Raw genomic sequence first — 15,120 nt, 5'->3', positions numbered from 1 at the left:
TATAAGGTCGTATATGTAAGTATGGCAATAGAAACATAGGTAATACCGAATGAACTTCAGGATTTTGACAACTGTCGCGGCACTGCTTTATTTTGGATTGGCTGGACAAGCCCAAGCAGAAAATCAACAAGACTTAGAACAACTTAAAGCCACTGGCAACTGTCCGCGCTGTGATTTAAGTGGGGTTAACCTTAGTGGGGCTAATTTAGGTGGGGTAATTTTGCGTGATGCGAACCTCAAAGGAGTTAATTTTACTGGTGCTAATCTCCGAGGTGCTGATTTAACTGGGGCAAACCTGGAAGGTGCTGTACTTAATAATGCTAATTTGTACGGTGCATCTTTAACTGGGGCAACTCTCAAAGCAGCTTCCTTTGAAAATGCCAATTTAAGTTTTGCTAGCTTGATGGGTACGAACCTAGAAGGAACTAACTTCAAGGGTTCAACACAGCAAATGACCAATTATCGAGGTGCGTACTTCCGTTTGACAACAACACCAAGCAGTGTTGTTACTTCTGATAAACCTTATGGATGGTCATTGCAACGAGATATCAAACGGGATTGTAATAAGTTTAAACTAGATGGTGCTAGTGGTAGTGTTTGTGCTACAGACCAAGCACCTGGTTCATCTATGCAACCCCCGCAGCAAGTTAAAAATTAGGTGAAAAATTAAATTAGGTAGAAGACAGGAGGAAGAAACTTAAAGTTGATTTGCCTCCTGTTATATTCTGATTCAAAAAAGTGTTGCAACACATAAACAATCTGTAAGGGTTTAGCAGTGGTAATGGGCTTTTCTCCACTGCCTACTGCCTTCATCTACTAGCCTAAAAATACCTGGTTGACAAAGTTTCCGTGTAATCCATAGGGAATATGGTGCTGGAGGTGTAATTTAGCAATTACGGTTAAGTTTTTGGCATCGAGAATTACCACATCCGAACGGTGATGTTGTGAATCGTATACTAATCCCAGTACCCAACCATCGTCTTCATTCGTTGCATTTGGACGTGGGACAAATATGGGTTCCCCAGTAAATCCTTGAGGTGCTGCACTCCAAAGTAGTTTTTCTCCGGTTTCTACATCTACTTTGATAAAAGCTTGTAATGGTGCATTACCAGTTTCTGAGTGTGCTGCACCTAGGTAGAGATAGCGATGCGATCGCGTGACGAGTTCAGGGTGTAAACTGGGAAATTCGCAAGATCTAGCTTCAAGTAATTTCCCTTGTACGGTTTGCTGTTCCAAGTTGAGATGAAAACGCCATAGTTGTCCCGGTGAAAGTGCATCAAAGTCAGTTTGACGGAAATCGCTTCCAGGTTCTACTTCGGGTAAATTTGCATAGCAAATCGAGTCAATGACGATTTCACCAGCTTTTTCAAAAGCATTAGCATGGTGAAATACAAAGCCTGATTGCATTTCTAAAATCTTAATTTCTTGATTTTTGGGATTTCGAGGAATAACTATGGCACGAGTCGGTTGATTTGGATCAAACTTAATACATTCCCCTGCACCACGCATTCCTAAAGCAAAGGGAATAGGATTAAATTTAACCGGATTTTGGAAAAAGACACAATAATTCTCGGTAATTACAAAATCATGGATAAAGCAAAATCCTGGGACAAAATGAGCGTGTTTGCGAATTACTTTACCAGATAAATCCAATTCAAATACTTTAATTGTGGTGGAAAGTCCTGGTGTAATTGAGAAATTCACCATGCAAGGATTTCCCCCATCCATTGCACAACTGGGGTCAAAATGAGGATGTGCGCTGAATGCTTCACCTTCAGATAGAACATTATTAAAGTACTCTTTTCCTAATGTTTCTAAGGTTATAGGATCCAAAATATGGGGTTCCGCACCTTCCCACAAGGCTAAGAGTTTTCCACCCCAGTAAATAACATTAGTATTGGCAATATTTTTTAATTTAAAATTAAAGATATTCGTCAGCATCCCACCTGGCTTCTGGGTACCGAATACGCCCCTATAAAGGATTTTCCCGGCTTTCTGCTCTTTGATATAGGCTTCGGTTTGGACAAAACGATTACGGAAATGGGCGCGTCCATCTGTAAATGTAATCTTACTAATCATCCCATCACCATCAAAAGGATGATGGATTTGCTGTTCATTGATATCTAATAAACCGGGACCATTTCTAAATAATGTTCCTGATAAATCTGGAGGAATTTCACCTTCAATATCTTCGATCCAGTAATCATATTCTTGCTTTAAAGATTTATATCCACCTTGCCAACTTTCAAGGCTGTAGGATTTTTCGGTGGTAGAAGATGCTTGATATGCTTGCATGTTTTAATTTGAAATATTCCTAAATACAAAGAGAGACGTGACGTGTCTCGTCTCTACAGGGTTACTGAATTTACCTGAAATTCACTATTTTTATTGATTAACGAACTTCGGGGGTTTAAAAACTCATCTCAAAATCCCCCTTCTTCCTTCTTCCTCGGTTTGGGTTGACGCAGAATTAATTCTGGGACAAATTCCGGTATTAATGATTGTTCGTGGCAATGAACAGCAGCTGGGGGGAGGTTAGCTGGATTTTCTTCGATGTCGCTACCAGGAAGCCAATTCAAAAAGGGTAAGGGCAAAAGTGTACTGAGGTTAGTAATTATTACTAGTACAGCTAGGTTATCAAAGTTACTTTCATTGATTCCCATCCAATGCATTAAACCTGCACCTAGTTCATAGGAAACTAAACTAGCTAAGTTAGAAACCGACATGAGGAGGGCAAAAAAGGTTGCTTCGACACCGGGAGGACATAACCTAGCAGCCAATACCAACACAGGCATGTAGGCTATTTGTCCCATGACGGTAAGTACTAAGCTGTCACCTAAGCTAAACCAGTGATCATCTATACCTAAGCTTCGGTTGGTATGGGTAACTAGGAGTAACATTGTCATTCCTAAAGCTGAAGAAAGTAAGATACTCCAGCCGAAGATGACGCGGAAAGAGACGGTTTTGAGGAATCTTTGGAAAATCCAAATACCGACCAAGGAAGCTAAACTAGTTACCAAACGCACACGCCCTAAAAACTCCGGTTCAAAGTGGAGTTCATTGGTGGTAAAGAAGAAAAACGCAGAATCTGCGGTAGGTGTAGCTTGCCAAATAAATACAAATGCAGTTGGAAGCCAGATGGATTTTTGCGTAATAGCTTGGCGTAACTGTTTAATTTGTTGCTTAATATCTATCGCTGTGTTTTCCGATTGAGTTTGATCTTTGTTGATCGGTGTTTCGGCAATCAACCAAGCAACACCAGAAACAATTAACGGAAACGTAGCAGTGATTAAAAAGATAGTGCGATCGCTAAAATACTGCAACAGCATTCCACTAAAGTAAGCTGTGATTAATCCCCCAACTGCCGAAGCACCCCAACACAAGGATTGGAGGGAACCAGCATCTGCTTGAGACTCACCCCTGGCACGTTCTACCACCAGGGAATCGACAATCACATCCGCCACAGCAACCGAAAGAGAACCAAGCGCGATCGCTATTGTGGCAGACACGGGACTATGAACGACAGTCGCCAGACATATCCAGGAAATTGTCCCCAACAAACCCGACAAAATCAAATAGGGGCGGCGACGATAGCCAAAAATCGGTAAACCATCGGAAATAAAACCAAACAAGGGCTTAATAATCCACGGTAAAGCCACAATTCCCAAAAGTGCTGAAACTTGCGCCGGACTTAGCCGCAGTTCGTCTTTGAGAAAGAAGCTGACGGCTAAACGCGCCAACCCCAAGATACCTTGGACAAAGTAAACAGTCAGAATGGCGATCAATTCAGCACTTGGCTCATTGCCAAAGAGAATTTTTTCCTTTACCAACTCTTTGACCTTGGAGAAACCAGAGGAGGAAACCAGCATTGATGAATAATCTTTAAGATTTATCTACTTTTATATCTTATCGAGTTTTTCGCAATTGCTGTAGATAGATGAGAGGATGTGATGACAAAGCCAGAGGGAAACTTAACGCAACTCGCTTCATCTGGTATAAATTCTGGGCTTGCAAGCAGTCTATTTCTTAACTTGGGACGTTCCTGGAAAGTAATTTTACGTCTCTAGTTTTTGGCGAATAACTCTTGGGAATAATAAATATGTGATTTTAGGCTATGTCTGATTTAACTTTTGACTTCAATTAGGCGATTTCCAACAAAGAATATACCCCAATACGATTCAGTTAACGTTCTAATCACAATATTTTTGTCTGCTGTAGAGAGGTAGCAGTGCTATGTCTCTACAAGATTTCTGGTTCTATCTGAATTGTATTGGAATATACCCAGGTTGAGCGTCATTCGACTTCGCTTAGAAGTCATAGCCGAAACCAACTCAAACGGTAGATTTATTAACCCAAATCACCTAGCACACAACGTCATATTTTCAGGTTGATAGGAAAAACTAATGTTTAAAGTTGCTACTGGTCATAGTATTGATCCTGATTCAGCATCCGCAATTGCCGAAGTGATTAAACAATGCAAACTAACTCTAGAGGGAGAATTGCCCCAAGCGGGTATTTTATTTGCGGCAATCGATTTTGACCACGCCCTAATTTTAAGCCAAATTCAAGATGCTTTCCCTGGGATTGAATTGATTGGTGGCACCACGAATGGAGAAATTTCTTCATCCATGGGGTTTCAACAAGATTCCTTAACTTTAATGGTCTTTGCTTCCGATGAAGTAGAAATTAAAGCTGGATTGGGAAAAGGAGTATCAAAAAATCCCATATCGATTACAAAACAAGCCATTGAGATGGCAAAAGCGAAGATTTCAGCCCCACCTCAATTATGTCTAACTTTCCCAGATAGCTTAAGTAATAACGGGGTTTTGATTTTGGAAGGATTAAAGCAGAGTTTGGGAGAGGAAGTCCCTATTATTGGGGGAATGACAGCTGATGACTATACGTTTTCTCAAACATACCAGTTTTTTCAAAATCAAGTTCTCAGCGATGCAGTCCCAATACTATTGTTTTCTGGCAATTTACAATTTTCCTTTGGAGTTGCTAGCGGTTGGACTCCTATTGGTAAACCTAGTTGTGTCACTAAAGTTGATGGAAATGTGGTTTACGAAATTGATGGACAACGCGCTCTCGATTTTTATCAGTATTATCTGGGTGCAGAAAAGTTTGCCGCCAACTATGCAATTCATGCATTAGCAGTTTTTGAAGATAGCGACCGCTTCTACATGCGAGCGCCGAATGGATATGATAATGAGTCTGGAAGCGTAACTTTCTTCTCAGCTATTCCAGAGGGAGCAATGGTTCAGATTACTGATGCATCCCGTGAAAATATTTTACAAGCCTCCGAGACATCCCTCAAAGAAGCTTTAACTAATTTTCCTGGCAAAAATATAACAGCAGCTTTCTTAGTTTCCTGTGCAGCTCGTCGGCGAATTTTGGGAACATTAACTAGCGAGGAGTATCAACTTCTGAAAAAGCATTTACCCCAAGTATTACCTTGCTGTGGATTCTATGCCTATGGTGAAATTGCCCCTTTAACTAGTAAAGGACAAACCCAATTTCATAATAAAACATTTGTGACACTGCTAATCGGAACAAACTAATTTATTTATGAATAGTGGAAATGATTCTGAGCGAGTTAAGGAACTAGAAAAAGCAAATCGTATCTTAGAAAAACAAATAGCTCGCTGTCAACGCGATCGTAAACAACTAGAAACCGATATTGCAGCTAAGGAATTTTTACTCAAGCAAGTAATTAGTGAATTGCAGGATTCGCAGTCAGCACTAGCAAGCAGAAGCGAAGAATTAGAAATTACCTTACAAAATTTGCACAACATGCAGTCACAAATGCTTCAAAGTGAAAAAATGTCGGCTTTGGGGCAAATGGTTGCTGGTGTAGCTCATGAAATAAATAATCCCGTTAATTTTATTTATGGAAATCTTGGTTATTTAGAAAGTTATAACCAAGATATGCTGCGATTAATTCAGCTTTATCGATGTTTTTTTCCCAATGCACCAAAGGAAATTGAAAAGCTTCAAAATGAAATTGAGATAGAATTTCTGCAAGAAGATGTAACAAAAATACTAAACTCGATGAATTTAGGAACCAATCGTATTCGAGAAATAGTTTTGTCGTTACGTAATTTTTCCCGTCTTGATGAAGCTGAATTCAAAGCCGTTGATATCCATCAAGGAATTGACAATACATTACTAATTTTGCAGCATCGCTTAAAAGCCACCTCAACACGTCTCGAAATTTTCGTTGTCAGAGACTATGCAATACTGCCAGATGTCGAATGTTATCCAGGGCAATTAAATCAAGTTTTTATGAATCTCTTGGCAAATGCTATTGATGCACTAGAAGAAGTAGATTTTCAACAGAATTTTGCCCAAATTAAAATTATTACATCAGTAGTAAATAGCCATTGGATCGAAATAGCGATCGCAGATAATGGAAATGGTATCCCTGAGTCAATTCAATCACAAATATTTAACCCGTTTTTTACCACAAAACCAGTCGGAAAAGGTACTGGAATGGGTTTATCAATTAGCTATCAAATTATTTGTGAAAAACACGGTGGTAAGTTCAATTGTTCGTCATCTATTGGTAAAGGAACAGAATTTACGATTCAAATTCCGATTAAGCAACCAAGTCATAATGCAAGCTAAGTTAACTAAACTTAAAATTTTATCTTGATTCCCTGCATTAGCGTTATTAGATTTTCAGGTTTGGCTGGAAACGCTTGCCAGTTAAGCTACTCCACCCGTTGTAATTGCGCTACTCTCGGATCAATAATTTTTGTCCCTAATGCAGCAAACTTCACCGCAACAGAAGTTTTACTGCCAGAGTCGAATACATGGGTAATTTCACCTATACCAAAGGAGCGATGTAATACTTGTTCCCCAACTTGCCAAGTTAATGTTTCACCTTCACTACTAGGTTTTGCTTTTGCTTGTTTAGTACTACCTGTTGAGGTCTTAGTATAACCTTGACGCTTACCACCCGGGGTAGCAATTAGCTCTGTGGGCAACTCATCCAGGAACTGCGATCGCATGGCTGGTTCTCTGCTACCATAGAGCCGACGTTCCCTTGCATGGCTAATAAATAATCTTTCTTGAGCACGGGTTATACCTACATAACAAAGTCTCCGTTCTTCTTCCAAGGATGCGGGATCTTGCATTGAGCGATAATTGGGAAATAGTCCCTGTTCTAACCCCACCAAGAACACTACAGGAAACTCCAAACCTTTGGATGCATGTAATGTCATTAAAGATACTGCACTTTCTCCTTCCTTCAAGTTATCTAAATCGGAACTGAGGGAGGTTTTTTCCAAGAATGATTGCAGGTTAACGTTTTCCTCTCCTTCGTTTTCCTCTTGGAATTCCAAAACTGCATTGTAAAGCGCTTGAATATTTTCGATTCTATCTGAAGCTTCATCAGTTCCCTGAGTATGCAAATCCTGGACATAGCCAGAATCTTCAATTACTCCCTGAACCAATTCGGCAACTGGAAGGGTTTCTATCTGGGTTTGCCATTTCTTAATGATTCCGGCAAAACTATTAATTGATTTTGCCGCACGTCCCGCTAATGTCGCAACTGATGTCTCATCACTCAGTATTTCCCACAAATTAGTTCCCAATTCTTGAGCTGCACGGGTTAAATTATCGGTGGTTGATTTGCCGATTCCCCGTCGAGGTGTATTAATAATCCGCAGTAAATTTACAGAGTCGGCAGGGTTTTGGATGGCTTTGAGATAAGCTAAAATATCTTTGATTTCTTTACGATCGTAAAATCTAAATCCGCCAACTACAGTATAGGGAATTTGATATTTAACCAGTAAATCTTCAAATGGACGGGATTGGGCATTTGTCCGATATAAAATTGAGAAGCTACCCCAATTTAAATTCGGGTGTTCTGTTTCCATCCGTCGAATTTGATTAATTACAAAGTCGGCTTCTACCACCTCATCATCAGCTTTAAATAAATAAATTTGCTCTCCGGCTCCCCTGGTAGGTTTGAGGACTTTATCAATCCGTTGAGTATTATTTTCAATCAGATGATTTGCAGCTTCTAAAATATTTTCACAAGAGCGATAGTTCTCTTCTAACTTCACCATTGTGCTAGTATCATCATCTGCTAAACCATCACCAAAGTCATCTTGAAAGCCTAGTAAAATAGTGAAATCAGCTTGGCGAAAGCTATATATAGACTGATCTGCGTCCCCCACGACGAAAGTCGAACGATTATTCCAATTCCAATCATTTTTAGATTGATTATTAGTGGAAAGTAGACGAATTAATTCATATTGAGTTTTATTTGTATCTTGATATTCATCAACTAATATATGGCGAAATTTGCCATGCCAATAATTTAAAAGTTGGGAATTTTGTTGAAATAATCGAGTTGGAACTAGAATTAAATCATCAAAATCAAGAGCATTATTTTCAGCTAACTTATCTTGATAAGCACTATAAACTTGAGAAATTACCCGACCCCGGTAATTAGGCTGATCTAATTCAAATTCCTTAGGTGAAAGTCCTTTATTCTTGGCATTACCAATTGCATACCTTACCGAACGCGGATCAAACTTCTTATCATCCAAATTCAGTTGTTTAGTAACTATTTCCTTAACTAAACTTTGGGCATCAGAATCATCAAAAATTGAAAAATTCTTCTGCCATTTTCGCCCATTTTCATCTTGATATTTCTCAATATCCATCCGTAAAATCCGTGAAAACAGACTGTGGAAAGTACCACACCACATATCTTTAATCACAGTTCTGTAAACACGCGATCGCAGTTTAACTTGATCGTACTCTGGCAACAGGTCAAATTTCTCCCCAAACTCCCGCATTGCCATCTGTTCAGCAAACAGCTTCTGAATCCGTTCCTTCATTTCCCTGGCAGCTTTATTTGTAAAAGTCACCGCCAAAATGTTTTCTGGATCGACACGATGTTGCAAAATTAAATTAGCAATCCGATAAGTCAATGCCCTTGTTTTGCCGGAACCAGCACCAGCAACAACAAGCAAAGGACCACAATAATGTTCAACAGCGCGGCGTTGACAGGGGTTGAGGTGACTGAGGAAGTCGATAGTTGTTGTCATGGAGCGAGGTTAGTCTCACGTTAATTAGATACGCTACACTATCCTACCGAATTTCCATCCATAAATATTGTCCTTCCCTAAGCTTCTGCCATCAGTGGCATATCCACAGTAAACACAGAACCTACTCCCGGTTCACTTTGCACCTTAATATCACCACCCATCATCTGACAAAAGTGACGACTAATAGATAAACCTAAACCTGTACCGCCATATTTTTTGGTGGTGGAAGCATCTCCTTGGGTAAAGGGGATAAATAACTGTTGTTGTTGATGGTATGTCATCCCGATACCCGTATCAATAACAGTAAAAATAATTTTTTCTACAGGAAAGTCTTTTCCTTTATCTTCTTTTTCTGTCCAGACCTTGAGAGTTACTTTCCCATTTGTTGTAAATTTAGCTGAATTACTCAGTAAATTCAACAGTATTTGTCGCACCCTTGTTTGGTCAGCATACATTGTTCCCAGTTGTGGATCACAATCAATATCCAAGCTATTACCATTTTTTTCAATGCTCGGTTTCACCGTCGAAACCACATTGTTAATTAATGTTGCAATTTCAAAGTTCTCCGGGTAGAGCGTCATCTTTCCCGCTTCGATTTTGGATAAATCGAGAATTCCATTAATCAATTCCAGCAAATGCCTGCCTGCTGAGTTGATGGTTTCCAAATCGGTGAGGAAATCTTCAGACAAAGCCAAATCAGTTGCATCGTCTTTTAACAATTGACTCAAACCAATTACTGCATTTAGGGGTGTGCGTAATTCGTGGCTCACATTTGCCAACAATTGGCTTTTTGTCTTATTTGCCGCTTCAGCCTCTTCCTTTGCCTGTTGTAGCTCTTTGGTACGTTGCGATACCCGCTCAATCAATCGATTCAGTGATTTTGCCAGCAAGCCAATTTCATCTTCAGTGGTGACGGGTGCGCGTAAATCAAAATTTGACTTCCTTGCTACCTGTTCAGCAACTTGGGTTACAGTAATCACAGGTTCAGCGATCGCACGAGAAGTACGCCATGCCACAGCAGATGCGATCGCAACAGACACCAACATACTCATCAACGCAATCAATCGCTCAACTGTCTTTGCTTGTTGAGCATCTTCAATCTTTTCCTTTTCCTTCTCTTCAGCCGATTGCAAAATATTAGACAACTTCTGACTCAGTTCATCTAACTGCATACCCGTTTCACCACGCATCACAGCCAGCAAGTCATCACGGATACCTCGAAATTCTTCAGGTCTATCTCTACCGTCCAGCGACTGCACCACAGATTCTATCTGTCCCACATAAGAATCTAAATTCTTACTATAATCTGCCAGCAAAGTCTCTAAATTTACTTGAGTTGCCGCTAAAACCTTAGGATTACTAGCAATAAAATCACTTACTTTCTGTCCTTCTCTTTTTGCCTTCTCTACATCTCGCAAAAACTCACTTTTTTTAACTTCTAAACGCTCAGGTTCCTCTACCAAAGCTACCAAATTAAAGCTATGCAGCTGCGCTCCCACAACTGCATCTCTATAATCCGAAAGCACTTGAGTCTGCCTGTGTGCTTGATCCAAGCGCACAACCTCTTTTCCGCGATAATAGTTGGCAACTACAAACCCAGTCAACGAACCAAAAAAACCAATTCCAATCGCCAAAAAGTAACCATAACCGATCTTTTGATGGATGCGCCAAGAACTCGCTTTTAACTTCCTGCTAGAGGGAAATTCGATTGTTGGGAGTTCGTCACTCACAGATTGCTCAACTGGCACTGCTCTATATTCTAAACTTTTACTCAAAGCGGTTGGGTTGTGAGTCTGCATCCCTTAATTCTCCTTGACCTACCGCGAAAATAACGGATTATACTCAGTGCTCTACTTTACCTAATCGCTAAATTAATCTTGACTTAGTTGGTACAGCTATTCCTATTTATAACAACAGCACAGTTTATTTACTATATACTTCGCAAGAGTTTCATGATAATTTAAACAGTCTAAATATAAGTTTATATTTACCTCAATTTTCACTCAGTTGACAAAAAGTTACCCTCACAATACCAAACCCTTAACTGGTTAGGATTTGGATCACCTAAAAGCCTTAATAAATCCAGAAAATAACTGCTTCTGCTCCGTAAAATTTCACCCATTCAATCCTCTAAGTATCTACCTCAGCGAATACCCAAAGTTAGAAGGTGATAAAAAAGAAAATTATTGTAGGGTGTGTAAGACGCACGACTGTACTTCTGCTTGAGCAACAATCTAAATGCGTCGTAACGTACCAGCTATTTGGCGCGTCACGACAAACTCTTCACTGTCTCAAACCCCCAAATCCTTACGTAGTCGTAACACACCTACTTAATATTTATTTAATCAAGACCCTCTTAGAGGATTTTTGAAAGTGTTTGGCTGTGGTTTTAAGCATTGAGAGATAATGCCCATCTGCCGCATTCTGATTTTTCCTCAGTACCTTGCTCCCGGTTAGAAAGCCTGTTTTCAATAAACTAAAAACCAAAAAATCGGAGCATCAGCCCTAAGATTTTACTTATGACTCACACTCCGATTTTTATTTTCTTCAAGTCATCTATACCGCAGCAGCAGCCAATTTCGCTGCATTCTTCAGCAACTCTGCTTTATCGGTGCGTTCCCAAGGTAAATCTAAATCATCTCTACCAAAGTGACCATAAGCCGCGATGTCCTGATAAAAACGTCCGCCTCTTGCACTTGGTAAGTTTTTTAGATCTAAAGTGTGAATAATACCCGCCGGACGTAGCTCGAAATTTTGCTTAACTAACTCCAGCAAAACTTCATCGCTAACTTTACCAGTACCAAAAGTATCAACAAAGATACTAGTAGGACGAGCAACACCAATCGCGTAGCTTAACTGTACTTCACACTTGTCAGCTAATTCTGCTGCCACAATATTTTTGGCAACATAACGGCAAGCATAAGCCGCACTACGATCAACTTTTGTGGGGTCTTTACCAGAGAAAGCACCGCCACCATGACGTGAGTAACCACCGTAGGTATCCACAATGATCTTACGTCCAGTTAAACCAGCATCACCTTGGGGACCACCAACCACAAACTTGCCAGTTGGATTGACCAAAAAGCGAGTCTCTGTATCAGGTTTAATCGTGATATCACCAAATACAGGTTCTACCACTGCTGTCCACAAATCTTCCTTGATTTTTACCTGCACTGCTGCTTCATCGGTAATGTCACCAATTGCTGCATCATGCTGGGTAGAAATCAAAATGGTATCGATCCCAACAGGTCGTCCATCTTCATAGATGACGGTGACTTGAGTCTTGCCATCAGGACGCAAATAGCCTAAGCCTCCATTTTTCCGAACAGATGCCAATCGGCGAGCAATTCGGTGAGCTAAACTGATGGGCAAGGGCATTAATTCAGGAGTTTCGTTACAAGCGAAACCAAACATAATACCTTGATCGCCAGCACCAATTTTGTCGAATAGCTCCTCGCTAACTAGCTCACGGGTTTCCTGAGCAGTATTTACACCTTGGGCAATATCGGGTGATTGTTCGTCCAAAGCCACTAAAACCGAGCAACTTGTCGCCGAGAAACCATTATCTGCATCGGTATAACCGATTTCAGCAATTTTCTGCCGTACCAGCTTTACATAGTTGACATTCGCTTTGGTGGTGATTTCCCCTGTAATCACTACCATGCCAGTATTTACAACTACTTCAGCTGCAACACGACTTTGGGCATCTTGCGTGAGCAAAGCATCCAAAATCGTATCCGAGATTTGGTCGCAGACTTTATCTGGATGTCCTTCGGTGACGGACTCGGAGGTAAAAAGATAACGACGTGACAATTTTGATTCCTCCTTCGTTAGCTTCGGCTGCAAAATTCAAATTTTTATCAAAACTTTATTTTGATAATTTTTTAGCAGCTTCAATCTGAGATCATATCAATATTTTTACGGTGATCACTGAGGGTTTTGTGATCTTCATGAAAATCAATCAATTACGGCTAAGTAATTTTAAGGAAAAAATAAATTAAATGATTTTATTTCTCGACAAAAATGTATGTGTACAAAAAAAAAGACACCAGGAGGTGTCTTAAAGTATCAAAAATAATTATTCATCGGAAAATAATCTCACGAATAGACTATACTTCAACCGCCATTTTTGCTTCCTGGGAAGTTAGTTGTTCATAAGTTGCCCGCATCTTCAAGCCAGTCAACACTTGGAATAAACCTGTACCGTTGTTGGAACCTGGATATTCTCGGTGTTGTAGTAATAAGTGAGTCATTTCACCTTCATACTTGGTGGATGTCTTGCTGAGGTGACTTTCAATATAAATCACTTCTTCTAAGTTATCGAATTGACCATCAACTTCAAGTACGGAAACGTAACGTCCATAGTAGACATCAGAACCGTAGTGTAACTGCATTCCAGGGTAAGAACAAGTTAATTTACGTCCACAAGGAGTCCAGTTAATGGTTGATCCTTGATCAAATAGGTAGGCTGGTTCAAAACCAGCTTTGTCTTCACGCTGAAGCATCCGGACGCGGAGAACTTTACGTTCTTTATCGTCTTTGATTAAGTTGGTAGGTAGTACCTGAAGAACAACGTCTGCGAATTCCCGTTGAGGTTCAATATATTTCTCAAAATCGGGTTTGCGAGAGTTAATTGCTTGGAGAACATCGTCATAACTGTGACCGCGTTCTGCCATGTCACGCTGAACTTTCCAAGCAATTTTAACTTCGTCACTGATATCAAAATAAACACTAAAGTCTATTAATCCACGTACACGCTCATCATATAAAGGATGTAGACCTTCAACAACAATAATGTGGTTTGGTTTAATTAATTCTGCGGGGTCAATAGCACCGGTTTCGTGGTTGTAGATCGGTTTCATGATCGATTGACCTTCTTTGAGAGCTTTGATTTGCTCATACATGAGGTCAAAGTTATTTGCTCTGGGGTCAAGAGCTGTGATTCCTGTCTCTTTGCGTTGTTTGCGATCAAGACAATGATAGTCATCAAGACAAATAACTGTCATGAACTCTTCGCCAAATAAATCAATCAGGCGACGCAAAAATGTAGATTTTCCGCACCCAGAGTCTCCAGCAACTCCAATCAATACCACGCGTTCCGGCTTGCTCGTCATAAGATTCCTCTAAATACTAATTAGTTAGTCAATCAATATTTCTTTTCCACAACAGATTTGAATCAGAACATTACCCTCTGGGTTAGTTCTATATTCGCTTTAGCTTCAACAGCACCATAAAGCATTGACGGGTAAACATTAAAGTTGTAATTTTTACCCGCCAGTATGATTTTAATTATTGCTGCTGAGTATTTAGTCCTAGTGTTATAAAGAATTTTAACAGAACGGTGTGCTCTATTCAAGGCTTACCTTGAGGAAGAATTATTCAAACCCAATAATCTTACTTAGGTTTATTGCTAAGTGGAACAGATTACAAACCCTAATCAAAATTCAAAAATTGAGCATTTTTCTTGACGATACTATAAAAATAATTTGCGATTAATCAGGTATAATGTTTAGCTCCAAATTCCCTCACTAGATCATGAATTAGACCAACCTCAAGCATTAGCTGACCTACTCTGCCAATTAGCTGGAATTACTTAAGATCTACTGAATATTCAATTCCATCAGGGGCAAATCATAGTAGTTGACAGATTTTTCACATCAAGTAAAACTTAATATTGTGGTTACTACTATCCCTAATTCATGAGAATATAGATTACTTGGACTTATCTTTTGCTGTGGAAGTCACTGCACTTAGGAAGTAGTCAAGTCAAAAATGTTCTTCGGTCGGAGTTGTAGAAGTAGCTCTAAGGAAATGCAGGGAAACAGGTGAGCGATCATAAACTCGTAAATTCGGAACAACTGCTGAGGTCGGGCTTCTAGGAGCGCTTTGCAGTTATGTACACGTCATCAATTGACGCTTCCTTCGTAAATTATGGATATTTATATCTCTTGCGGGGGAAGGCTTTCACGAAAAAAAGTTTAAATTGACTCATTATTAACATTCTCCAACAGACTTATCATCTACTTTAGAAGGTGAACAGGTGTGTTCTTTTGTA

Annotated in this window: 9 protein-coding genes; 3 read left to right on the top strand and 6 right to left on the bottom strand. The window is 39.8% G+C overall.

The genetic code is table 11. The features are described from left to right. The first annotated feature begins 49 nt into the window (after positions 1-49). Entirely contained in the window at positions 50-658 is a 609-nt protein-coding gene (locus tag CAL6303_RS18850; protein WP_015199417.1) for a pentapeptide repeat-containing protein, read from the top strand. A gap of 158 nt (positions 659-816) precedes the next feature. On the opposite strand, the gene CAL6303_RS18845 is transcribed toward CAL6303_RS18850, so the two are convergent. Then, positions 817-2,295 (bottom strand): carotenoid oxygenase family protein, encoded by a 1,479-nt coding sequence (locus CAL6303_RS18845; protein ID WP_015199416.1) that lies wholly within the window; start codon positions 2,293-2,295, stop codon positions 817-819. A 128-nt stretch (positions 2,296-2,423) separates the two neighbouring features. Further along, on the bottom strand, positions 2,424-3,869 hold the full coding sequence (locus CAL6303_RS18840; protein ID WP_015199415.1) for a folate/biopterin family MFS transporter: 1,446 nt from the start codon (positions 3,867-3,869) through the stop codon (positions 2,424-2,426). A gap of 534 nt (positions 3,870-4,403) precedes the next feature. Here CAL6303_RS18840 and CAL6303_RS18835 point away from each other — a divergent pair. Both CAL6303_RS18835 and CAL6303_RS18830 read left to right on the top strand, forming a co-directional pair. Then, the gene (locus tag CAL6303_RS18835) at positions 4,404-5,561 is read left to right on the top strand and encodes an FIST signal transduction protein (RefSeq protein ID WP_015199414.1); all 1,158 of its coding nucleotides are present in this window, start codon (positions 4,404-4,406) and stop codon (positions 5,559-5,561) included. A 7-nt stretch (positions 5,562-5,568) separates the two neighbouring features. Then, positions 5,569-6,627 (top strand): sensor histidine kinase, encoded by a 1,059-nt coding sequence (locus CAL6303_RS18830; protein WP_015199413.1) that lies wholly within the window; start codon positions 5,569-5,571, stop codon positions 6,625-6,627. 86 nt (positions 6,628-6,713) lie between these two features. Here CAL6303_RS18830 and pcrA read toward each other — a convergent pair whose 3' ends face one another. The 4 genes from pcrA to CAL6303_RS18810 form a co-directional block, all read right to left on the bottom strand. Next, positions 6,714-9,065: a DNA helicase PcrA gene (gene pcrA / locus CAL6303_RS18825; protein ID WP_015199412.1), complete on the bottom strand. Its 2,352-nt coding sequence runs from the start codon at positions 9,063-9,065 to the stop codon at positions 6,714-6,716. A 77-nt stretch (positions 9,066-9,142) separates the two neighbouring features. Beyond that, the gene (locus tag CAL6303_RS18820; RefSeq protein ID WP_015199411.1) at positions 9,143-10,864 is read right to left on the bottom strand and encodes an ATP-binding protein; all 1,722 of its coding nucleotides are present in this window, start codon (positions 10,862-10,864) and stop codon (positions 9,143-9,145) included. A gap of 757 nt (positions 10,865-11,621) precedes the next feature. Beyond that, positions 11,622-12,878 carry a methionine adenosyltransferase gene (metK, locus tag CAL6303_RS18815; RefSeq protein ID WP_015199410.1) on the bottom strand — a complete coding sequence of 419 codons (1,257 nt, stop codon included), beginning with the start codon at positions 12,876-12,878 and terminating at the stop codon, positions 11,622-11,624. Between the two features lie 296 nt (positions 12,879-13,174). Further along, positions 13,175-14,179 (bottom strand): phosphoribulokinase, encoded by a 1,005-nt coding sequence (locus CAL6303_RS18810; protein WP_015199409.1) that lies wholly within the window; start codon positions 14,177-14,179, stop codon positions 13,175-13,177. Positions 14,180-15,120: the final 941 nt, after the last annotated feature.

This window comes from Calothrix sp. PCC 6303 (genome assembly GCF_000317435.1).
Taxonomy (GTDB): Bacteria; Cyanobacteriota; Cyanobacteriia; order Cyanobacteriales; family Nostocaceae; genus PCC-6303.
This window is presented reverse-complemented; position numbering and strand designations above follow the sequence as displayed.

Excerpts from the sequence above, each read along its gene's own strand:
- CAL6303_RS18830 (WP_015199413.1), top strand. The coding sequence starts at position 5,569 with ATGAATAGTGGAAATGATTCTGAGCGAGTTAAGGAACTAGAAAAAGCA.
- CAL6303_RS18840 (WP_015199415.1), bottom strand. The coding sequence starts at position 3,869 with ATGCTGGTTTCCTCCTCTGGTTTCTCCAAGGTCAAAGAGTTGGTAAAG.
- CAL6303_RS18810 (WP_015199409.1), bottom strand. The coding sequence starts at position 14,179 with ATGACGAGCAAGCCGGAACGCGTGGTATTGATTGGAGTTGCTGGAGAC.
- CAL6303_RS18850 (WP_015199417.1), top strand. The coding sequence starts at position 50 with ATGAACTTCAGGATTTTGACAACTGTCGCGGCACTGCTTTATTTTGGA.
- CAL6303_RS18845 (WP_015199416.1), bottom strand. The coding sequence starts at position 2,295 with ATGCAAGCATATCAAGCATCTTCTACCACCGAAAAATCCTACAGCCTT.
- CAL6303_RS18835 (WP_015199414.1), top strand. The coding sequence starts at position 4,404 with ATGTTTAAAGTTGCTACTGGTCATAGTATTGATCCTGATTCAGCATCC.
- pcrA (WP_015199412.1), bottom strand. The coding sequence starts at position 9,065 with ATGACAACAACTATCGACTTCCTCAGTCACCTCAACCCCTGTCAACGC.
- CAL6303_RS18820 (WP_015199411.1), bottom strand. The coding sequence starts at position 10,864 with ATGCAGACTCACAACCCAACCGCTTTGAGTAAAAGTTTAGAATATAGA.